This is a genomic window from Pseudomonas sp. AC169 (assembly GCF_979258515.1).
The window spans coordinates 6,781,459-6,802,829 of the sequence record NZ_OZ409866.1 but is presented as its reverse complement, the minus strand read 5'-3'; the positions used below and the strand labels follow the sequence as shown (position 1 = coordinate 6,802,829).

20 protein-coding genes and 1 pseudogene are annotated in these 21,371 nt (G+C 55.7%); 13 read left to right on the top strand and 8 right to left on the bottom strand.

The window, feature by feature from the left end; genetic code table 11:
* Positions 1-117: 117 nt before the first annotated feature.
* Positions 118-879 carry a gamma-glutamyl-gamma-aminobutyrate hydrolase family protein gene (locus tag ACZZ0G_RS30195; RefSeq protein ID WP_463558777.1) on the bottom strand — a complete coding sequence of 254 codons (762 nt, stop codon included), beginning with the start codon at positions 877-879 and terminating at the stop codon, positions 118-120.
* 282 nt (positions 880-1,161) lie between these two features.
* Here ACZZ0G_RS30195 and ACZZ0G_RS30190 point away from each other — a divergent pair, with 282 nt between their 5' ends.
* The 4 genes from ACZZ0G_RS30190 to ACZZ0G_RS30175 all read left to right on the top strand — a co-directional run bounded on the left by ACZZ0G_RS30190 (position 1,162) and on the right by ACZZ0G_RS30175 (position 6,812).
* A complete protein-coding gene (locus tag ACZZ0G_RS30190; protein WP_064120847.1) occupies positions 1,162-2,538 on the top strand; it encodes a glutamine synthetase family protein in 1,377 nt (458 codons plus the stop codon).
* Positions 2,539-2,808: 270 nt separating this feature from the next.
* Positions 2,809-4,299, top strand: a complete 1,491-nt coding sequence (locus ACZZ0G_RS30185; RefSeq protein WP_034155535.1) for an aldehyde dehydrogenase — start codon at positions 2,809-2,811, stop codon at positions 4,297-4,299.
* Between the two features lie 49 nt (positions 4,300-4,348).
* Entirely contained in the window at positions 4,349-5,632 is a 1,284-nt protein-coding gene (locus tag ACZZ0G_RS30180) for an NAD(P)/FAD-dependent oxidoreductase (RefSeq protein ID WP_463558776.1), read from the top strand.
* A 631-nt stretch (positions 5,633-6,263) separates the two neighbouring features.
* Positions 6,264-6,812: a cupin domain-containing protein gene (locus ACZZ0G_RS30175; RefSeq protein ID WP_007950154.1), complete on the top strand. Its 549-nt coding sequence runs from the start codon at positions 6,264-6,266 to the stop codon at positions 6,810-6,812.
* Between the two features lie 186 nt (positions 6,813-6,998).
* Here the strand turns inward: ACZZ0G_RS30175 and ACZZ0G_RS30170 are convergent, their stop codons facing one another.
* Both ACZZ0G_RS30170 and ACZZ0G_RS30165 read right to left on the bottom strand, forming a co-directional pair.
* Complete coding sequence (locus tag ACZZ0G_RS30170) at positions 6,999-7,739, bottom strand: hypothetical protein (RefSeq protein WP_463395774.1); 741 nt, start codon at positions 7,737-7,739, stop codon at positions 6,999-7,001.
* A gap of 515 nt (positions 7,740-8,254) precedes the next feature.
* Positions 8,255-8,548 carry a fructose-bisphosphate aldolase gene (locus ACZZ0G_RS30165; protein WP_463558775.1) on the bottom strand — a complete coding sequence of 98 codons (294 nt, stop codon included), beginning with the start codon at positions 8,546-8,548 and terminating at the stop codon, positions 8,255-8,257.
* A gap of 528 nt (positions 8,549-9,076) precedes the next feature.
* On the opposite strand from ACZZ0G_RS30165, the pseudogene ACZZ0G_RS30160 reads away from it, so the two are divergent.
* Together ACZZ0G_RS30160 and ACZZ0G_RS30155 are read left to right on the top strand one after the other, a co-directional pair.
* Positions 9,077-9,401: pseudogene (locus tag ACZZ0G_RS30160) on the top strand (cupin domain-containing protein); the annotation flags it as partial.
* 389 nt (positions 9,402-9,790) lie between these two features.
* On the top strand, positions 9,791-10,057 hold the full coding sequence (locus tag ACZZ0G_RS30155; RefSeq protein ID WP_463558774.1) for a hypothetical protein: 267 nt from the start codon (positions 9,791-9,793) through the stop codon (positions 10,055-10,057).
* A gap of 770 nt (positions 10,058-10,827) precedes the next feature.
* On the opposite strand, the gene ACZZ0G_RS30150 is transcribed toward ACZZ0G_RS30155, so the two are convergent.
* Complete coding sequence (locus ACZZ0G_RS30150) at positions 10,828-11,616, bottom strand: DUF4225 domain-containing protein (protein ID WP_463558773.1); 789 nt, start codon at positions 11,614-11,616, stop codon at positions 10,828-10,830.
* On the bottom strand, positions 11,609-12,109 hold the full coding sequence (locus tag ACZZ0G_RS30145; protein WP_463558772.1) for an Hcp family type VI secretion system effector: 501 nt from the start codon (positions 12,107-12,109) through the stop codon (positions 11,609-11,611). Before ACZZ0G_RS30145 ends, ACZZ0G_RS30150 begins: the two co-directional genes overlap by 8 nt.
* Before the next feature lie 351 nt (positions 12,110-12,460).
* On the opposite strand from ACZZ0G_RS30145, the gene ACZZ0G_RS30140 reads away from it, so the two are divergent.
* Positions 12,461-12,745: a hypothetical protein gene (locus ACZZ0G_RS30140; RefSeq protein WP_463558771.1), complete on the top strand. Its 285-nt coding sequence runs from the start codon at positions 12,461-12,463 to the stop codon at positions 12,743-12,745.
* A 77-nt stretch (positions 12,746-12,822) separates the two neighbouring features.
* On the opposite strand, the gene ACZZ0G_RS30135 is transcribed toward ACZZ0G_RS30140, so the two are convergent.
* The gene (locus ACZZ0G_RS30135) at positions 12,823-13,254 is read right to left on the bottom strand and encodes a hypothetical protein (RefSeq protein ID WP_463558770.1); all 432 of its coding nucleotides are present in this window, start codon (positions 13,252-13,254) and stop codon (positions 12,823-12,825) included.
* A gap of 118 nt (positions 13,255-13,372) precedes the next feature.
* Between ACZZ0G_RS30135 and ACZZ0G_RS30130 the strand changes: the two genes are divergently transcribed.
* The 4 genes from ACZZ0G_RS30130 (at position 13,373) to ACZZ0G_RS30115 (ending at position 16,700) form a co-directional block, all read left to right on the top strand.
* Positions 13,373-14,514, top strand: a protein-coding gene (locus tag ACZZ0G_RS30130; protein ID WP_463556477.1) for an IS3 family transposase whose coding sequence is annotated in 2 segments (ribosomal slippage) — positions 13,373-13,634 and positions 13,634-14,514 — 1,143 coding nt in all. Because the reading frame shifts where the segments join, the coding sequence is not laid out codon by codon here.
* Between the two features lie 165 nt (positions 14,515-14,679).
* Positions 14,680-15,069 (top strand): hypothetical protein, encoded by a 390-nt coding sequence (locus tag ACZZ0G_RS30125; protein WP_463558769.1) that lies wholly within the window; start codon positions 14,680-14,682, stop codon positions 15,067-15,069.
* Positions 15,070-15,084: 15 nt separating this feature from the next.
* Positions 15,085-15,507 (top strand): HD domain-containing protein, encoded by a 423-nt coding sequence (locus tag ACZZ0G_RS30120; protein ID WP_095113587.1) that lies wholly within the window; start codon positions 15,085-15,087, stop codon positions 15,505-15,507.
* A 170-nt stretch (positions 15,508-15,677) separates the two neighbouring features.
* Positions 15,678-16,700, top strand: coding sequence for an AbrB family transcriptional regulator (locus ACZZ0G_RS30115; protein ID WP_463558768.1), 1,023 nt, complete (start codon positions 15,678-15,680; stop codon positions 16,698-16,700).
* A 344-nt stretch (positions 16,701-17,044) separates the two neighbouring features.
* On the opposite strand, the gene ACZZ0G_RS30110 is transcribed toward ACZZ0G_RS30115, so the two are convergent.
* Positions 17,045-17,821: an NAD(P)H-dependent oxidoreductase gene (locus ACZZ0G_RS30110; RefSeq protein WP_463558767.1), complete on the bottom strand. Its 777-nt coding sequence runs from the start codon at positions 17,819-17,821 to the stop codon at positions 17,045-17,047.
* Positions 17,822-17,906: 85 nt separating this feature from the next.
* Here ACZZ0G_RS30110 and ACZZ0G_RS30105 point away from each other — a divergent pair, with 85 nt between their 5' ends.
* Together ACZZ0G_RS30105 and ACZZ0G_RS30100 are read left to right on the top strand one after the other, a co-directional pair.
* Positions 17,907-18,800 (top strand): LysR family transcriptional regulator, encoded by an 894-nt coding sequence (locus tag ACZZ0G_RS30105; RefSeq protein WP_463558766.1) that lies wholly within the window; start codon positions 17,907-17,909, stop codon positions 18,798-18,800.
* 255 nt (positions 18,801-19,055) lie between these two features.
* A complete protein-coding gene (locus ACZZ0G_RS30100; RefSeq protein ID WP_463558765.1) occupies positions 19,056-19,841 on the top strand; it encodes a DeoR/GlpR family DNA-binding transcription regulator in 786 nt (261 codons plus the stop codon).
* A gap of 132 nt (positions 19,842-19,973) precedes the next feature.
* On the opposite strand, the gene ACZZ0G_RS30095 is transcribed toward ACZZ0G_RS30100, so the two are convergent.
* Entirely contained in the window at positions 19,974-21,257 is a 1,284-nt protein-coding gene (locus ACZZ0G_RS30095; RefSeq protein ID WP_463558764.1) for an NAD(P)/FAD-dependent oxidoreductase, read from the bottom strand.
* Between the last annotated feature and the right edge of the window lie 114 nt (positions 21,258-21,371).

Below are 21,371 nucleotides of genomic sequence, written 5' to 3'. Positions count from 1 at the left end.
GGCTGCCTGGGTCGTACTTGTTGTTATTACGGGTGTTGTTGTTCACGAATGACGGATGCGCAAAGGCACACCCGACATCCATGGGGGCAGTAAATCGTTGCGTATTCTTGGGTTGAATCAGCGCTTGTTGCGCCCCGCTGCCCGTTGCCGGCAAGCCGCGCCGAACGCCTGGAAAATCTTCAGGTAATTCGGGTTGTCGAGTACTTGCCATTCCGGGTGCCATTGCACGCCGAGGGCGAAGGTCGGGCTGTGCTCGACCGAGACCGCCTCGATCAATCCGTCCGGCGCCATCGCTTCGGCGCGCAGGCCGGGGGCGAGGCGATCGATGCCCTGGCTGTGAATCGAGTTCACCTGAAACTCGCTCGGCAGTTCCAGTGCTTCGAACACGCCACCGCCGAGCACAGTCACCGCATGGGCCGGTGCGTATTGCACGGCCACATCAGGGCTGTCGGCTTCGCGGTGATCGAGCATGCCCGGCAGCTCGTGCACCTTCTGGTGCAGGCTGCCGCCGAACGCCACGTTCATTTCCTGGAAACCACGGCAAATGCCGAGCACCGGAACGCCCGCCGCGATGGCTGCACGCAATAAAGGAAGGGTGGTGGCATCCCGCGCCGGATCGTGATCCGTGCCGGGTGCGCTGGCCGGGCCTTGATAGTGGAAAGGTTCCACGTTCGAGGGCGAGCCGGTCAGCAACAGACCGTCGAGTTGACCAAGCAGGTCGTCGATTTCAGTCAGGTTGCCAAGAGAAGGAATGACCACTGGCAGCCCGTTAGCGCCAACGCTGACAGCACGTACGTACTTGTCGCCGCTGATGTGGTAGGGGTGCAGGCCAATCTGTTTGACGCACGCAGTAACGCCGATCAATGGCTTGAATGCCATTTTTATTCACCTCGAAGTTTGACACTTGAACGAGCTTTTCCGGAGCTTAGCCTCGTTGATTTTAATTAACAACTGCCATGTAAAAAATTCTAAACGCCGTTCATCAAATCTTCATGATTCTCGGGGCTTTGGCACCTCTATTGGCACGCAAGTGTTAAAAAAAGCCCGAAAAATAAACCCTGAGCGGTCATCTGTTCGCTATTGACTTCACTTTGCCGTTCGGGTTGACTGGCTCGGCGAAACAGCAGTGAACATAATAATTAACAGCTAAATAGGTGCATCATGTCGGTCCCTCTGCGTACCGTTCAACTCAACGAAGCAAACGCATTCCTTAAGAAATATCCTGAGGTTTTGTACGTCGACCTTCTGATTGCGGATATGAACGGTGTGGTGCGCGGCAAGCGCATCGAACGCACCAGTCTTCATAAGGTTTACGAGAAAGGCATCAACCTGCCGGCCTCGCTTTTCGCCCTCGACATCAATGGCTCCACGGTGGAAAGCACCGGCCTGGGTCTGGACATCGGCGACGCTGACCGCATTTGCTATCCGATCCCCGGCACCTTGAGCATCGAGCCGTGGCAGAAACGCCCAACCGCACAACTGCTCATGACCATGCACGAGATCGAAGGCCAGCCGTTCTTCGCTGACCCGCGTGAAGTGCTGGCCAACGTCGTACGCAAATTCGACGACCTCGGTCTGACTATTTGCGCGGCGTTCGAACTCGAGTTCTATCTGATCGACCAGGACAACGTGAACGGCCGTCCGCAGTCGCCACGTTCGCCAGTGTCCGGCAAGCGTCCGGTGTCGACTCAGGTGTACCTGATCGACGATCTCGACGAGTACGTCGATTGCCTGCAAGACATCCTCGAAGGCGCGAAAGAGCAGGGCATCCCGGCTGACGCGATCGTCAAGGAAAGCGCCCCGGCGCAGTTTGAAGTCAACCTGCATCACGTCTCCGACCCGATTAAAGCGTGCGACTACGCCGTCCTGCTCAAGCGTCTGGTGAAGAACATCGCCTACGACCACGAGATGGACACCACCTTCATGGCCAAGCCGTATCCGGGCCAGGCAGGCAACGGTTTGCACGTACACATTTCGATCCTGGACAAAGAAGGCAACAACATCTTCGCCAGCGAGGATCCCGAGCAGAACGCCGCATTGCGTCACGCGATCGGCGGTGTGCTGGAGACCCTGCCTGCGCAAATGGCGTTCCTCTGCCCGAACGTCAACTCATACCGCCGCTTCGGCGCGCAGTTCTACGTACCGAACTCGCCGAGCTGGGGCATCGACAACCGCACCGTGGCCGTGCGCGTACCGACCGGTTCACCGGACGCCGTGCGCATCGAGCACCGTGTTGCCGGTGCTGACGCCAACCCCTACTTGCTGATGGCTTCGGTGCTGGCCGGTATTCACCACGGTCTGACCAACCAGATCGAGCCGGGCGCCCCGGTGGAAGGCAACAGCTACGAACAGAACGAACAGAGCCTGCCGAACAACCTGCGCGACGCACTGCGCGAGCTGGACGACAGCGAAGTCATGGCCCGCTACATCGACCCGATGTACATCGACGTGTTTGTCGCTTGTAAGGAGAGCGAGCTGGCCGAGTTCGAGAACTCGATTTCTGATCTTGAGTACAACTGGTATCTGCATACGGTGTGATTGGCTGAGGCCCCCAAAAGCCAAAAGCCCCTCACCCTAACCCTCTCCCAAAGGGAGAGGGGACTGACCGGGTTGTCTTGAGATATTCGGCGACCTGAACGATCCAGTCGATTATGGATTCGGCAAAGATTTTTCAGGTCGGCGGAGATTCTGAGCATCCCCCAATCGGTCCCCTCTACCTCCGGGAGAGGGCTAGGGTGAGGGCAGCCATCCCAAGCCAGACATCGCAGCCAGACAACACCCCCAATCCCCCCTTGTCGAGCCACAACAATGACAACGACCCGCAACGACTGGGAACAACGCTTCCAGTCCCTGACCATCGAAGCCCGCGCGTTCATCAATGGTGAATACCGCCCGGCCATCAGTGGCGATACCTTCGAATGCCTGAGCCCCGTTGACGGCCGTTTCCTCGCCTCCGTGGCCAGCACCGATGAAGCCGACGCCAACCTCGCCGTCGAAGTCGCACGCCAGTCTTTCGAATCCGGCATCTGGGCGAAAAAAGCCCCGGCCGAGCGCAAGCGCATCCTGATCCGCTTCGCCGATCTGATCCTGCAGAACCAGGAAGAACTGGCGCTGCTGGAAACCCTCGACATGGGTAAACCGATCAGCGATTCGATGAGCATCGACATCCCGGCGACCGCCAACGCGATCCGCTGGAGCGCCGAAGCCATCGACAAAATCTACGACGAAGTCGCCGCCACACCGCACGACCAACTCGGCCTCGTCACTCGCGAGCCTTCCGGCGTGGTCGCGGCCATCGTGCCGTGGAACTTCCCGTTGATCATGGCCAGCTGGAAGTTCGCCCCGGCGCTGGCAGCGGGCAACTCGTTCATTCTGAAACCTTCGGAAAAGTCGCCACTGACCGCCATCCGCATCGCGCAACTGGCGCTGGATGCCGGCATTCCGAAAGGCGTGTTCAACGTCCTGCCAGGCTTCGGCCACACCGTCGGCAAGGCGCTGGCGTTGCATATGGACGTCGACGTGCTGGCCTTCACCGGCTCCACGGCGATTGCCAAACAACTGATGATTTATGCCGGCCAAAGCAACATGAAACGCGTCTGGCTCGAAGCCGGGGGCAAGAGCCCGAACGTGGTGTTTGCCGACGCACCGGACTTGCGCGCGGCAGCACAAGCGGCGGCCGGCGCCATTGCCTTCAATCAGGGCGAAGTCTGCACCGCCGGTTCGCGTTTGCTGGTCGAGCGTTCGATCCGTGAACAATTCATTCCGCTGCTGGTGGAAGCGCTGCAAGCGTGGAAACCGGGTCATTCACTCGATCCAGCCACCACTGTCGGCGCCGTGGTCGATCAGCGTCAACTCGACAACGTGCTGCGCTACATCAGCATCGGTCGCGAGCAGGGCGCCGAGCTGATTGCCGGCGGCCAGCGCACCCTCGAAGAAACCGGCGGCCTCTATGTGCAACCGGCGCTCTTCGACGGCGTGACCAACGCGATGACCATCGCTCAGGAAGAAATCTTCGGCCCGGTGCTGTCGCTGATCACCTTCGACACCGCCGAAGAAGCGCTGCAGATCGCCAACGACAGCATTTTCGGCCTCGCCGCCGGCGTCTGGACCAGCAACCTGAGCAAGGCGCACACCTTCGCCCGTGGTCTGCGCGCCGGCAGCGTCTGGGTCAACCAGTACGACGGCGGCGACATGACCGCACCGTTCGGTGGCTTCAAACAGTCGGGCAATGGTCGCGACAAATCGCTGCACGCGTTCGACAAGTACACCGAGCTGAAAGCGACCTGGATCAAGCTCTGACTCTATTACAGCGGTGGTCGCTTTCTATTGGCGACCCTCGGAGAAACGTATGAAACAGCAACACGTAAACAGCTACTACGCCGCCACCCGCAACGAAGTCATCGACTTTCCGGTTCTGGAAGAGTCGGTCGAGTGCGACGTCTGCATCATCGGCGCCGGTTACACCGGCCTGTCTTCGGCGCTGTTCCTGACCGAAGCCGGCTACAAAGTGACGGTGCTGGAAGCGGCGAAAGTCGGCTACGGCGCCAGCGGTCGCAACGGCGGTCAACTGGTCAACTCCTACAGCCGCGACGTCGACGTGATCGAAGAGCGCTACGGCGACAAGACTGCAGAAATTCTCGGCAGCATGATCTTCGAAGGCGCCGACATCATCCGTTCGCGCATCAAGGAATACGACATCAAGTGCGACTACCGCCCGGGCGGCATTTTCGCAGCGATGAACAAAAAACAACTTAACGGTCTGGCCGAGCAAAAGCGCGGCTGGGAGCGTTACGGCAACCGCAATCTGAAGATGCTCGACGCAGCGGATATCCGGCGTGAAGTTGGCTCCGATGCTTATGTCGGCGGTCTGTTGGACATGCAGGGCGGCCACGTTCACCCACTGAACCTGGCGCTCGGTGAGGCGGCTGCGATCACGCGTTTGGGCGGCAAGATCTACGAGCAGTCCGCTGCCGTGGAAATCACCTACGGCGAGCCGATTACCGTGCGTACCGCCAAAGGCCAGGTTCGCGCCAAGTACCTGCTGATCGCCGGCAACGCCTACCTGCCACAAGGCCTCGACAACCGCGTGACCGCGAAAAGCATGCCGTGCGGCTCGCAGATTGTCGTCACCGAACCCTTGACCGAGAAACAGGCGCGCAGCCTGATCACCAACAACTACTGCGTCGAAGACTGCAACTACCTGCTGGATTACTACCGCCTCACCGCTGACAACCGACTGCTGTACGGCGGCGGTGTGGTCTACGGCGCACGTGAGCCGGACGACATCGAACAACTGATCCGCCCGAAGATCCTCAAGACTTTCCCGCAGCTCAAAGACGTCAAGATCGACTACCGCTGGACCGGCAACTTCCTGCTGACCATGTCACGCATGCCGCAATTCGGCCGCATCGAAAAGAACGCCTACTACATGCAAGGCTACAGCGGCCACGGCGTCACCTGCTCGCACCTCGCCGGCAAACTGATCTCGGAAATGATCCGCGGCGATGCCGAACGTTTCGACGCATTCGCGTCCTTGCCGCACATGCCAATGCTCGGCGGCCGCACCTTCTCCGCGCCACTCACCGCCCTCGGCGCCGCCTACTACTCCTTGCGCGACCGCTTCGGCATCTAGGTTACCTCCCCGGCGGCGGCCCAAGACCCCGCCGGTTTTTTTACCTGACGCACCGAAGCTCCAACTGTAGGAGTGAGCCTGCTCGCGATGAGGCCAGCCCAGTCATCCTCCCTCCCACAGAAACATCTGGAACCCTGTGGGAGTCTGGCTTGCCAGCGATGACAGTCTGACATCTGCCACCAAGCCAACTGACACAAAAGAGATCCAACTGTGGGAGCGAGCTTGCTCGCGAAGAGGCCATATCAGCCAACTTCCATGTCGTCTGACACACCGCTTTCGCGAGCAAGCTCGCTCCCGCAGTGACTGCATTACCAAGGCCAGAAGGACTTTTACCCCACCGTCCATCGAACCTGCTGAGCAACACCGGCAAACGTGATTTAATAGCCGCCTTTCACGGTTCCGGGACACGGGAGCAACGTGATCCGCGCCCCTCGCGCGGCACCCGCCACCCACCCCCATTACCCGTGGGTCTGCGCGAGAACCGCCGAGCGGCGATCAGGCAAGGCAAAAACAGGCGAGGAAGCGGAGTGTAGGGCCCTACATGAGCATTCCGAGCCTGTTTTCAACGCAGCATGATCGTCGCGCAGGCAGTTTTCGCGCAGAGCCTAAGTACTTCTCACATAAGGCAGTCATGGATACGGGTTCTCGACTCAAACTAGTACGCGAAAGCTACAAACTCTCCCAGCGCGAGCTGGCCCGGCGTAGCGGCGTGACCAATGCCACCATTTCCCTGATCGAACAGAATCGCGTCAGTCCTTCCGTCAGCTCACTGAAAAAGCTGCTCGAAGGCATACCGATGTCCCTGGCCGACTTCTTCACCTTCGACCAACCCCCGCGCGAACACCAATACGTCTTCCGCGCCAACGAACAACCCGACCTCGGCCGCCACGGCCTGCGCCTGCTGCTGATCGGCGCCTCCGTGCCCAGCCGCCAGATGCGCTTGCTGCGCGAGCAATACGCACCGGGCGCGAGTTCCGGGGAAGAGCCGATTGTGCATGCTGAGGGCGAGGAGTGTGGGTTGGTGACGCGGGGCACGGTGGAGTTGACCGTGGATGGGTCGGTGAGTGTGTTGAATGCGGGGGATGGGTATTATTTTCCGACGACATTGCCGCATAAGTTTCGGAATATCGGGGCGGATGAGGCTGAGATTATCAGTGCGAATACGCCGGCGAATTTTTGAATGTGCATAACTATTGTTGTTTGAGATAACAACTTTACGGCTTTACGCCTCCTTTCATAAGGACGTGGTAAGCCTGTAGTGATGATGGCAGACCTTATAATTAGGTCTGCCATTTTTTTGATTTTAGATAATTTGGTTTGGAGTGTTGTCAGTTATAAGTATTAATATTTTTGATTTTAGAGTGATTCATAATTTTTGAAGGTTGTTTTCTATTTTTGTGGCGAAGGCCCAAATAAATGCTGCAGGCACAGTCCAGAAGAGAAGTATTATAAATAGATTTTTTATTGTTGTGGTTGGAGCGATGCCTGGGGCGCATGCAAGTATGTATAGAGGTAATGCAAGTAACATCTGGAAGATGACGATAAGGAAAGAGTTTCCATGTTCGCGCATGTGTTTATAAGATTCTACATATCCTGAATTTTCAGGTTTTTGTCGCCGCTCAATAATTTTTTTATAGAAGCGAATTACCATCTTCCATTTTCTATTGAAAATATTGATTACTATCTGTAGCTGAAAGAATACTAGTAGAAGATATGCGCTCCATGCTCCGGCTTCGGCTACGGTTAAAACCCCGCAGGTAGCGAGATAGGAAGGAACTGTTAGCGAGAATATAAAAAGCCAAAGAATGCGCGAAATCATTCCGTCATAAGGGTTTGGATTAATAGCACTTTTGAATATCATTGCTCGTCCGGCGTGAAGAACAAGTATCGGTGCGCTTGCAATATAACAATATGTCAGTCCATAAATGGCTAATAATACTAGATGCGCCATGCCAAAATCTTTAGCTTCGGTTGGCAGAAAGAGAAGTTTTTTTAGGTTTTCATTTTGAGAAAATAGGAAATATACAATCATTGCGCCGATAACAGTGCCTTGTGCGTATCGTATTCCGTAAAATTCCCACCAGTTTTTGTCCGAATTGTTGCTCATGGTTTTAAGGTCCATTTTTGAGTTGGTGCGTGGTTTGTTTGTTTTGATTATGTTGCAGGTGGTCTGGTTTGTTGTTTTAGGGTGTTGCTGGTTTTTTATATTTTCTGTGCATCGTTAAGTTATTTCATAATAGTGGTTGATGAGTTTTCAGAAAATTTCTTGCAGTGATAAAGGCGCTAACTGGTTTTAAGTTTCCGGTCAATCGTAATTCGCCCAAATAATGAAAGTATTCAGCATGGCAATCGGTTTGTTTGAAGAATATGAACGTGGAGAACTCTTTTTATCCGGGAATCCTTTCCTTCGAAGTAGGTGTATTGCGTGACGTTAAGAAGAGTCAAAGCCACTACCCCGGTATTTTGCTCTGATGGGTGTCAGAGTGCCATCAGATTTTCAACCGGGGGAAGGGTTTTAGGCTTTAGTCGGTGAGGCGTGGTAAAGATCTCATGGGTAATCACCTACTTTTTGGGGTTGCGCCCTGGAAAAAACAACGGCAAGGGGGCGTTACATTAAAAATTCTACCGCTGAATATGCATATCAAACCCCCGCAGCTCAATCACCCGAAACACATCACTCACATCCTGCACCATGATTCTGGCGATGTTGGTTACGGTGTTGATGTCGTGTTCTGCGTGATCGGCGAGGCGGGTACAGGCGATGAGGTCAAGGTATTTGAGGACGGCGTTGAGGCGTTCGGCTGCGCAGGCGTGGAGGTCGCGTAGTGGGGCGTTGGTGTCGATGAGGAGGACGGGCTGGTCGGTGGCGGGGTGGGACATGTGGGCGTAGTGGTGGAGCGGTTTTTTGATCGTCATAGCAAAGGCCTCTCAGTAAAAATGAGCCACCGTTTTGCTGCGAAACAAGATGGGTGGCGGTTGTGAGCGGGTTCGCAGACCGAGGAGAAACCAGACTCGGCAGACTCGAAAGTCTCCCGCACACAACCGCCATAAAACGTAATGCCGGCGAATTTTGCCAGAATTGTCGCTAGACGGTGTTAGCCAATTTCTCGTTAGGGCTGCGAAACCCATCGCTAACGGCGGTCAGCGACAGATCCACTCTAGGCAGCAATTTCACCATCCACAACCGACCTGTAGGACGTGAAACGCGCACCTGTGGCGAGGGAGCTTGCTCCCGCACGGCGATGCAGTCGTCGTAATCCGGGGCGTACGGTATGTCTGGGAGAAACGGACTATCTGGCTTTGGGGCCGCTTCATAGCCCAGCGGGAGTAAGTTCCCTCGCCACACGGGGTGTTTTCCTACGAAGTTTTCAGATATCGAAATTGCGCGAGCCGTTAGGCGATAACTACTCGTCTGGCGCACCGCACCTTCTTCGCACACCCTCTTCCAATGCTGTAACTGACCTTGGCTGCCACGACCGGCGCCTGCTGCTTATCGGCCTCTCCGTGCTCAGCCGCCAGATGCGCTTGCTGCGCGAACAACATGTACCGGCGCAAGTTCTGGGGAAGAGCGGATTGTGCATGCGGAAGGCGAGGAGTGCGGGCTTGTCACCCGTGGCACGGTTGAGTTGCGGGGGATGGGTATTACTTTCCGACGACGCTGCTGAATAAGTTTCGGAATATCGGGGCAGATGAGGCGGAGATTATTAGCGCGAATACGCCGGCTAAACTCTGGATGGTGTCTGTAAGAACCGTCGTAGGGTGTGAATAATCCGATATCTGTTTGGGTGTCGGATTTTTTATTAATTTTTATTTTGAACGGGGCAGGTCGCTGCTTTGAACTCGACCAGTTCTATTGGGAAACGCTTGTAAGAGTTTTCGCGAGGTGCTGTAAGACGAGTATGAATTTTTACTGGTGATGTGGCCAAGAAGTGCTCGTCCTTTCTGGTTGTGTGTATATTGATTTTGTTTTTATCTTTCACTAATTGGGAGTGTGAGTGGAGATATGTTGGTTCGAGAGTTTGGTGTTGTTATTGGTCTTTTTATTGTCACTCTCCTTCTCAGTGCGCTGTATAGTGCGTTACTGGTGCATAATTTGGAAAAGCTTGTTCCTCTGGGTGGTGTTGTCAGAAAAGTTATTTTAGGTGGTGTTTTTTTGGAATGTTGTTTATTAATTTTCGTTATTTTTTTGTTGGGGAGCTTGCGGAGTGGCTTGGTCGAGATGCAGGGAGAGAAGAAACTCCAGTAATTGTCGGCTATATTTATATTTTTGTTTCCGCATTGTTTTGCGCTGAGATTGTTGTTCAATTCATCGTCCAATTTATCGGTGGCGGGTTCGATTTTACCGATCTTCATCGTGGTGTCATAGGTGTAGGGGCGTTTGTAATAATTTTTATTTGGCTCTGGTTGCGCACGATAGATTTGTGATGGTGCTAGTTTGTTGTTGGTGTGTTTGTGTTGTCTTTGTCTGTCATGCTTTTTATTGTAAGTGAACTGGTCATTGCTTCAAAGCCAAGGCCAATTTCCCCATCTGATTGTAGGTGTGTTCTTAATTCATTGGATCTCGAATAAATAGTTTGGTTGAGTTGGTTTTTCGAGTCAGTCTAAAGATGCCAATGATAGAGCGGCTCAAATCTGCTGAGTAGTAAATTATGTTTCCATCGGGTTGTCCTAGATAATGTTGATAGAACTGCCCAATAGAGGGGCGAGGATTTTGATTTGTAGAAAATATCTGAATGGTTGCATGAAGGTGCAGGGTCGGTGATGTTATGGATTTTTTGGCGTGTTTACATTGTGTTGCGGTTCAATTTTTTGAGGCTGAGAATTGGTCTTGAGGTTTTAGGGTGAGTTAATGAAACTGTATGACCTTCGGTATTATTTTAGTGTCTTCTGTCTTATTGTCGGTTCCGCTGGTTTCTGGGCGGTAATGATTGTGAGTGGTATTCGCCAGCTCATCGATCTAGAGGGAGGTTGGCTTTGGGTAGTTTTCTGGGGTATTTATATATTTCTTGTGGTGTTTGATTTGGTTTATAATTTACCGCGACTTCGTAACGTGCTCTATGGCGAAATGATTGAGGAAAAGTATTATAGCTTACGAGTTGCATGGATTCAGATAGTTGTTGTATCTATAACTGCGACTTTTATTTTTACTCCTTTTTTAATGGGGGTTGATTTATTTGTTGATGTCTCTTGCTGGGTTATGGCTGGTGGGCTGTTTTTTTTGTTTCTTGGGTTATTTTGTTATTTGAGTTTTTTCCAGCGATCATTTCGTTCTCGCCGTTGATAAAGCCGTCACTTGATAATTTTGCAGGAATCGACTCCTTTATAATGGTTCTCAGTGTGATGCTATCTGCAAGTGCTTCGAGGGCTAGTGCGAGCGCTCCCATTTGTTTGTATCCGCGCTCGTAGTTTATCGGGTCTCTATTGAAAAACTGTACCGAGTCAGGCTTTCGAACAAAACTCATCATTCCGTTAATAGATAGGTAGAAATCGAAGGTGTAATAGGCCAAGTTGCCATTTTCAATGCCGAAAGTTTTTTGATAACCCATCCTTATAGGCCCCAAAATACCTGGTTTTTCAGGGCCGACGTAGATGTTTCCCACTCCCTCGTAAATGTTGTTGATGCCATGAGCCACTAGGGCAGCGCCCTTGACACCGGCCCTCCCTCGGCTAGCTGAAATTACTAAGGCGCCCGCCTGAAGTTGCATGCTTCCCGCAGCGATAGTCACCCCATTCTGAAAATAAAACATGGATTTGGCAGAAAGCTCTGAATGCTCATCCCTGAGCTCCTTCAATCCTTGCTTTGCACTAATAACACCTTCATCCACCGCCCGAATAATCTCATTCGCATAAGCCGACACAATCTCGCCAAACTTGAGTTGGCTGAAACTGTCGTACAACTGCGTGGCGCCGATCTGGCAGCCGAAAGCGACCAGGTCTGACGCGGCACGGGTAACGTCGTTAATGTCGCATGAGTCCTCATTCATCGTTATTTCCCCACGTGCTGGAACCGCACGTGCCCGCTTGAATATGCGTCCAACTGATTTCGCGATAAGTGAACGACACCAGTTCCTGTGGTTGTGCGTCATTGAGGTGAATGGCGTGGGGTACTTGAAGGTTGATGTGGGCGACTTTGGCGCCGGTTATGTGGATTTTGAAATATTTATCTTGAGTGCCGGCGGGCGAGGTTCGGTAGAAAAATATTGTGCATTCCAGAACTTCGCGTTCGTGAAGTGCGGCGGACAGGAGAGGGGAGGATTTGTCGATGTTCTTGGTGATCATGATTGGCAGGTGTTGGCCTCGGTCGGCGCCCACGCTGCCGTTATTACCGGCGGTCATGTTGTGTGAGTAGGCCAGTACCATGATTTCATCCAGGTGGCCCAACTGGCATTTGTTGCCGATTGAATTAGTGTCGGAACATCCGCCGGAGATCAGTCCTTGTCGGTTTCCGGTGATAGTCATGTAACTGTGATTGGCCATGGCTGCTCTGCTTTATTAAAAGATTAGTCTTGTCTGCAGATTAACCGTCAAATAAGCCTATGGCGGAGAGGAAGAGGTTCAGTGGTTTTTAAACTCGGACGCGTCTTACAGGAACGGCGGAAGTCAGGAAGTGAATGTTCTGAAGTGGTAATAAAGTTATGTCCGATTTTTAGGCCGCTTTGTATCCCGGCGGGAGCAAACTCCCGCGCCACATGGGGTGTTTTTCTGCGAAGTTTTCAGACATCGAAATTGCGTGAGCCATTTGGGCGATAACCATTCGTCCGGCGCACCGCACGTTCGCCGCACACCTTCTTCCAATGCTGTAACTCACCCAGCAAAGGAAGAGCCACCATGCTGAACCATAAAATCGCGGTGTTCACCCTCGCGGCGTTGCTGTCCGGCAGTTCGCTTTATGCGGTCGCGGCCGGCGAAACGTCCACCCCAACGGCAAACGACGGCACCAGCCAGACTCGCGCCCCGGCATCCCCAGCCACCAATGCCGATCCCGATGCCAATTCGCTGCCCAAAGGTGGCGACGGCGGCAAGACTGATAGTGGTCCTGTGCCTTCAGCCACCAAACCCAGTGGTGCCGGGCAGACCACCGGTAGCAGCAGTGGTGGTAGCGGCGGCGGTTAATGGATATCGCGCACTAAAAAGCCCGGTTTTTTGAGCCGGGCTTTTCTTTGTGTATCGCCAGCGCAAATATCAAACGCTTACTTCGCCTTCCAATGCCCCCCGCCATTCTCACAATCAATCCGTGCCTGCGCCAAATGCTCCACGTCGTAGTAATACGTGGTCACTTGCGCGTTGTCGGGAATATTCAGCGCCTTGGCGTTCTTGTCTTTGCTGGTGGAGTGCGGGTTAGCCAGGGATTCCTGGGTGATCGTGGCGATGCACGTCGCCTGGTAGTGGTCGGCGCAGTGTTCGACCTTGGTTTTTTTGCTATTGAGCATGTCTTTGCTTTCATTGCTGCACGACCAGTCGATGGAGTTGACCGGCATGCCTTCGTATTCATAGCAGCTGTGGCTTTCGACCGCCGGCACCGAGGCGCTGGAGGATTGGGTCTGGACGTCGCAGCCTTCGGCCATGACGCAGGTGGGGATGATGGCGAAGGTGGCGATCAGAAGCAGGAAGCGAATGTTCATCGGGATTTCCTCTTCAAGGGCGCCGTGTCTGATCGGGGATTTGGCGCTGATTGATCTGGCTTAATGATTCTGGACACCCCTAAAGGGCGTTAATCTACGCCCAACGACGAGGTGTGATTTGACCAGACGCTATTTTTCGACAGATTTCAAACGGGACGCGGCTTGCCTGGTTTTGGATAAAGATTATTCGGTGAGCGAAGCCTGTGAAGCAATGGGTGTAGGCCCTACAGCTCTGCGCCGCTGGGTTGAGCAACTGCGTGCAGAGCGCAGCGGGAAGACACCTGAGAAGTCCAAGGCCATGACCGCTGACCAACAACGCATCCAGGAACTGGAAGCAACAATCCGACGGATTGAGCGCGAGAAGGAAATTTTAAAAAAGGCTACTGCTCTCTTGATGTCGGATTCCCTCGATCGGTAAAGCTGGTCGAGGAGTTAAGCGAGCAATATCCAAGATCCGAGTTGTGTGGCGTATTTGGTATCAACCGCAGCAGTTATTACGAGCGTCTGAAACGGCGGACAAAAGTGGATGTCGAGCGCGATCGCCTCAAGATCAAGGCTGCCGAACTACATGAGCAAAGTCGCGGCTCAATGGGCGCGCGCAGCCTGGCAAAGGCGTTGTGTAACGAAAAGGAGTCGGTAGGTCGTTACATGGCTCGTAGCCTGATGCGCGAGATCGGATTGAAGAGCCAGCAACGGCGCAGGCATCGTTACAAACCTAGCGGCGCGGAGGCTCAATACGCCCCTAATCATTTGCAGCGTAAATTCAACGTTGAGGCGCCCAATCAAGTGTGGTGTGGCGACGTGACTTACATTTGGGCCGGTACTTACTGGGTTTATCTGGCCGCGGTACTAGACCTGTATGCCCGACGCATCGTCGGCTGGGCGATATCCAGGAGTCCCGATTCGGCTCTGACCTGTAAAGCGTTGAAGATGGCTTTCGAGTCGCGAGGACGTCCTGCAAACCTGATGTTCCATTCGGATCAGGGCTGCCATTACAGCAGTAAAATGTTTCGTGAAACGCTGTCGGAGATGCGGATAAAACAAAGCATGAGTCGACGAGGAAACTGCTGGGATAACGCCCCGATGGAGCGTTTCTTCGGCAGTTTGAAATCTGAATGGATACCCAAGGCTGGCTACCGAAACGAAGACGAGGCCAGTACCGATGTGTTGCGCTACCTGACCCACTATTACAATCGGATCAGGCTACACAGTTACAACGGCTATCGAACTCCCGTAGCCATGGAAGCCCTGGCGGCATGAAAAAGGGTAAAACCCTATAACCGTGTCCAGTATCGTTTGACCAGATCAGATACAGTTTCGAGATTGTGCGGAGGAGGGAGGTTCCATCGGGTTTTTGATTTGCTCCCGTCGCGTACACTGCGAAACAATCGGAAACATTCAGCGCCCAAGGAATGGAACATCGCCATGATGGTTATCGGCAGCCGCAACAACGCTCCCACACCGCAACACAAAACCCACGACGTTTACATTTTCAGCCTCGACCTGTCCCGGCCGGCTACGCCTTTGTGTTTTGAGCAGTCAATCGGCGGCGGACATGCCGAACAGGGCGGTGCGCGGTGGCTGGCGCTGAATGAGCTGGATGCCTGGCCCGGCGACTGGCGTGAACATCTGAGAAAGGCTGATTGCGCCTGGGTGGCCGAGATAATCGATGCCGATCCGCAAGCTGACCAAGTCAGCATCGTGTCGTTGATTCTTCAGCGCCATTCCGGGCCCGCGAAGCCAGTCGGACGGTTGAAAGCTATCGGCGGCTGGCTTAAACGCAATTTCCACGTCGGCGGCCGCTACGGCGTTTAACCCTCGGAGACTCCCATGACCCAAACCCTCGAACGCGCTATCGCCATCGCCGCCACGGCCCACGCCGGGCAGGTGGACAAGGGCGGTGCGCCGTACATTTTGCATCCGCTGAAAGTCATGTTGCGCATGAGCACCCTGGAAGAACGTATCGTCGCCGTGCTGCATGACGTGGTTGAGGATTGTGGTATCAGCCTCGATGATTTGCGCAAGGAAGGCTTCAGCGAGGAAGTTTTGAGCGCTATCGAATCGGTGACTAAAGTGCCGGGCGAGTCCTACGAGGATTTCGTCGATCGCGCCGCGCAGAACCCTATCGGTCGGGTGGTCAAATTGGCAGATCTGGAAGAGAACAGCGACCTGTCGCGAATTGCCTCGCCAAGTTGGGAAGATCTCGAACGAATCGAAAAATACCGCCGCGCGATTGGCCGGTTGCGCGGGTAAAAACAAATAAATCCCCTGTAGGAACTGCCGAAGGCTCGGGCCGCGATCGGACGATCTTTTGATCTTGATCTTCAAAAACAAAGGCAAAAGATCGTCCGATCGCGGCCCGAGCCTTCGGCAGCTCCTACACGGGGTTGTGGTGTGTCAGGTAAATAGCCAGGAAGGCGACTATGAAATCCATTCTGTGTTTGTTGATTGCCGCCGGTTTCGGCGCACTCTTGCAGTTCCAAGGCGTGCCCCATGGCTTGCTGTTGGGGTCGATTGTGGTCACCGCGTTGTTCGCCAGCAATACCGGCATCGCCCCGGCAACCCCTTATGGACTGGGCTACATCCAGGTCACGCTGGGCATCGCCACCGGGCTGATGTTTGAAGCGTGGGACAGCGCGACGGCCTCGACGATGTTGCCGAGCCTCGGCGTGTTGCTGATTTGCCTGACGGTGCAGATCGCATTGGCCGGCTGGTGGCTGACGCGCGGCGCAGGCTGGAACCGCACTGATGCACTGTTGGCGGTTTATCCCGGCGCACTGGCGGCGGTGTTTGATTTGCTCGAGTCGGAGAAAGCCTCGAGCAAGGTCATCATCGTGCACTTGATGCGCTTGCTGTTGATCACGGTGTTGGTGAGTTTCCTGATTCCTGGCCAGGCCGCAGCGGTAGCCGTCGCCGATGGTGATCCAATGACCACAGGCATGGCGTTGACCGCGTTTTCGGTGATCGCGTTGAGCGTGCTGCTCGGGCGCTTGCTGCTGGTGATCGGCGTTCCGGCGCCGTTCATGCTCACCGCGATCATCATTACGGCGGTGTTTGTGAAATCGGGATGGCTGCATGGCTTTCACATGCCGGACTGGAGTCTGAATCTGGCGGCGCTGATTCTCGGTGTGCGGATTGGCTCAAGGTTTCAGGGGCTGGGCGTCGCGGAACTGGGACGTCATGGGCGCACGGCGTTGGTCTCGGTCGGGTTGATGATTGTGGTTGCGGCGGTATTTGCTGAAGTGGCGGCGCGCTGGTTGGGCAGTGATCCTCTGTCGCTGTGGCTGGCGTACATGCCGGGGGCGATCGAGACGATTGCGATTGTCGCGTTTGGTGGTGGGCTGAATGTGGTGTTTATTCTGACGCATCATTTGAGCCGGATGGTGTTGCTGCACTTTGCGCCGGCGTTGTTGGTGCAGGTGCGGCGGGCGCGGGAGGGAGCCTGACTCGAGCTGATGCCAATGTGTTGCGGTGTGTCAGTTAGAACCATCCCCCTCACCCCAGCCCTCTCCCCCAGGGGGGGCGAGGGGGAAAGGGAGCCGATTGTGGGCTGTTCAAAACTTGAGTTCGGCTCGATATTCCAAGTCGGCGTAGCTCGAAAAAACAACTCGGTCAGTCGCCTCTCTCCCTGGTGGTCGAGGGGGAAGGGAGCCGATTGTGGGCTGTTCAAAACTTGAGTTCGCGCGATATCCCAAGTCGGTGTAGCTCGAAAAAACAACTCGGTCAGTCCCCTCTCCCTCTGGGAGAGGGTTAGGGTGAGGGGCTTTTGCTCTACGTGGTCGATGCGGCGCTAGCGGATATGTGCGTCGAAGCCTTCGCTATCCGGCGCGATATCGCTCTTTAAAGTCAAAGCGGGGATTTCGTATTCGCCGGCATTCTGCTGCCGAAACCCAATCGGCCTTGCACTCCACAACTCATCCAGTCGCCGCCCCAACTCATCGCAAGTCTCGGCATACCGCGCCGCATCCATCCGGCTAGTCCGATACACCACAAACGGCGGCACCACTTCAAAACCGGGGTAGTACAAAATCCCGTGCTGAATCGGGAACAGCAAATCATCCATCGGCCCGTTAATCCCACGCGGCGCGTAATGCGATTCCCAGCCGCCAGTGGTGACCATCAACATCGCCCGTTTGCCTTTCATTTTCCCTTCGCCATAACGCTCGCCCCAACGACTGTCGGAGTGCTCGCCAACGCCATAGGCAAAACCGTAGGCATACACCCGATCAACCCAGCCTTTGAGGATCGCCGGCATGGTGAACCACCACAGCGGAAATTGCAGAATCAGCGCATCCGCCCACAACAGCTTTTCCTGCTCGCGGGCGATGTCGGCGGATTGGGTGCCGTCGGTGTAGGCGACTTTCGAGTCGAGGGAGGAGTGAAACGGCTTCGTCGCATCGCGTTGCGGGGCGTCATCGGCGTCAAGGGTGGCTTTCCAGTTCATCGCATAGAGGTCGGAGACCTGCACGGTATGGCCGGCGGCTTGCAGGCGCTGGACGCTGAAGTTGCGCAGCGAGCCATTGAGGGACGTCGGTTCCGGGTGTGCGTAGACGAGTAATACGTTCATGTTGAAGCTCCGTTAGCTGAGTGACAGCAGGATCGGCGCTCAACCGGTATATTGGAAATGAATGTCTGATATGTCTGGTATAGCCATGAATAATTTGAGACGGCTGGATATCAATCTGCTGCTGACCCTCGATGTGCTGCTGTCGGAGCACAACGTCACCCGCGCGGCGCAGCGGCTGAACCTGTCACAGCCTTCGGTGAGTGTGCATCTGGCCAAGTTGCGCGACATCTTTGGCGATCCGCTGTTGTTGCCTGGGCCGCGCGGCATGCGCCCGACGGCACGCGCCGATGAATTGCGTGAACCGTTGCGCGAGGCATTGGAAGCGTTGGAGAGAGCGGTGGCGCCGGCCAGTGCGTTCGACCCGGCGCATGCGACGCACACCTGGAAAATCGCCGCGACCGATTACGGCGAGTCGACGGTGGTGTTGCCGGCGTTGAGCGGCTTGCGCGAACAGGCGCCGGGCACGCGTCTGGCGGTGATCGATCTGACCCCGGCACATTTGGTCAAACAGGCTGAGCAGGGCGTGTTCGATCTGGCGCTGCACATCAGCGAAGACGCGCCGCCGGAGTTGCATCGACGACCGCTGTTCACCGAGCGTTATGTGCTGGCCGGTCGAGTCGGACATCCGGGATTAAAGTCTGCACCCACGCGCAAACAATTCTGCGCATTGGAACATGTGATGGTGTCGCGCGAGGGCGGGGGCTTTTTCGGGGTGACCGACCGGGCGTTGGCCGATGTCGGGCTGATGCGCAAAGTGGTGCTGTCGGTGCCGCACTTTCTGATGGCGATGTCGGTGTTGGCCAGCACCGATCTGGTGGCGATGCTGCCGTCACGTCTGGTGCGTGGCAACCCGGCCTTGCAAGTGGTCGACGCGCCGCTGGAAGTGCCCGGTTACGAGATGGCGATGTTCTGGGGCGAGCGTTCGCATCGCGATCCGGCGCACAAATGGTTGCGCGAGCACTTGCTGGCGTCGGTCTGAGGTGCTGTCAGGCGTGACCCAAGGCAATCGCAAACGACACGACGATCATGCACGCAAACGCAAAATTGAGATTCATGAGGTGTTCATCCTGAACCTTTTGGAAGTGGGGCCATTCTGAACAGGTTGAAAGCAAAGAAAAAATTCGCCTTGTCGATTCCAATGATCGAAACAATTGATACCCCGTCGGTTTGTGTTTGTTGACGCCTTTCGCTACTCTCGCAAAACATGCAATTACAAGCACAAACAGGCATAACCATGCGCGATCATTCTTCAGCCGAACTGCCCTCCCTGCGCCGGCAGAAAATCCTCTTGCTCCTCGAACGTGACGGCAAGGTCATGGCCTCCGAGTTGAGCCAGCACTTCGCAGTCTCCGAAGACACCATCCGCCGCGACCTCGCCGAACTGGACAACGCCGGTCTGGTACAGCGCGTGCACGGCGGGGCGCTACCGCGTCCGAAGGACTCCGGCAAGGACTACTTCACGCGGCTGGACGAGACGGATGAGATCAAGATCCGTTTGGCGCAACGGGCGGCGCAAGAGATTGAAGACGGGCAGATTGTGCTGTTCGACTCCGGCTCGACCACGCTGCAAGTGGCGCGCTCGTTACGTGCAGATATCAGCATCACGGCGGTGACCGCTTCGCCGATGACGGCGATTGCGCTCTCGGAATTCAAGGGTGTGAAGGTGATTCTCGCTGGCGGCCAGTTGAACCCGCGCACGATGGCGGCGGGTGGGCATGAGGCGCTGCGGCTGCTGGCCGGGATCAGGGCGGATCTGGCGATCACCGGCGTCTGTGCGATTCATCCGGAAGTGGGGATTACTTCGCTGCATTTTGATGAAGTGCCGGTGAAGCAGGCGATGCTGGAGGGCGCGGCGCGGGTGATTGCGGTGACATCGGCTGACAAGCTCGGCGCGGTGGAGCCGTTTGTGGTGGCGCCGTGTACGCGCCTGCATACGCTGATTACCGAGCGGCATGTGGCGTCGGGGAGTGTCGAGGATTATCGGCGGTTGGGGATTGTGGTGGAGCAGTTGCAGGATTGAGATTTTGCGGTGCATTCGAGGGCCCTTTCGCGAGCAAGCTCGCTCCCACATTCGAACGCGTTCCGAGATAGAACCCGGTCAACTGTGGGAGCGAGCTTGCTCGCGAAGGGGTCGGTACATTCAACCCATCTTTCAGCGCAGGCGCTCAAGCATTTGGTAGTACCACATCCCGGCAGCCAGTAACGGATTGCCCAACAAATCCCCCATCGGCACGCGAATGTGCTGGCACTGGGCAAACGTATCGAACTGCTCCATCTGCCCGGTGATCGCGCGGCTCATGATTTCACCCATGATGTGCGTCGTCGCGATGCCGTGCCCCGAGTAGCCCTGGCAATACCAGACGTTGTCCGAGAGCTTGCCCAGTTGCGGGATGCGGTTGATGACGATGCCCATCGCGCAGCTCCACTGGTAGTCGATCTGCACGCCTTTGAGCGCCGGAAAGGTTTGCTCGATGCACGGGCGCAGTTCGGCGGCGATGTCCCGTGAATCCTTGCCGCTGTAGTTGGCGCCGCCGCCGAACAACAGACGGCCATCAGCGGTGAGGCGGTAGTAGTCGAGGACGAAGCGGCAGTCGTATACGGCCAGATCTTCCGGGTTGATCTGCTTGGCCAGATCGCCGAGCGGTGCGGTGGTGACGATGCCGCCCATGGCCGGAAAAATCTTGCCCTTGAGCTGCCCCGGTTCGAGCTTGTGATAGACGTCGCCGGCGAGCATCACCTGATTGGCATCGATCTGGCCGTGAGCCGTGCGTACGCCCGGCGTAGCGCCGTGAGTGATCTCCAGCACTTCGCTGTTTTCGAAGATCAGCGCGCCGAGACTTTCCGCCGCCCGTGCCTCACCGATGCACAGGTTGAGCGGGTGCAGATGCATGTTGCGGGTGTTCTTGATTGCACCGTGGTAGAGGTCGCTTTGCAGCAGGTCACGCACTTGGCTGCGGTCGAGCAGGCTGACCTCATCGCCCAGTCCGCGCCGCACGGCTTCTTCGTAATCGTTGCGCAGACCGGTCATGTGACTGGGTTTGTACGCCGCGTGCAAATGGCCGTGTTTGAGATCGCACTGGATGCCGTATTTCTCGACACGCTGCTTGATGATTTCATGCCCGCGCCAGCGCAGGTGCCAGATGAAATCATCGACGTCATCGCCGAGTTTCCAGCGCATCTGTTTGCGCATCGCGCCGTCGCCGGAAAGGCTGCCGGTGACTTGGCCGCCATTGCGCCCGGTGGCGCCCCAGCCGATCTTGTGGCTTTCGACGATGGCGACTTTCAGGCCTTTTTCGGCGAGTTCGACAGCGGTGGCGACGCCGGTGAAGCCGCCGCCGATAATCACCACGTCGACGGTGTGCCGGCCTTGCAGGGTAGGGTAGTCGGTGTCCTGGTTGAGGGTGGCGGTGTAGTAGGAATTGCAGCGTTCGGTCATGTCAGTGTCCACACAAAATTCGGGAGGCTAAGCAGGATCCTTGTGGGAGCTGGCTTGCCAGCGATAGCGGAGTGTCAATCACCACAGAAGGTGAATGTGCTGGCCTCATCGCTG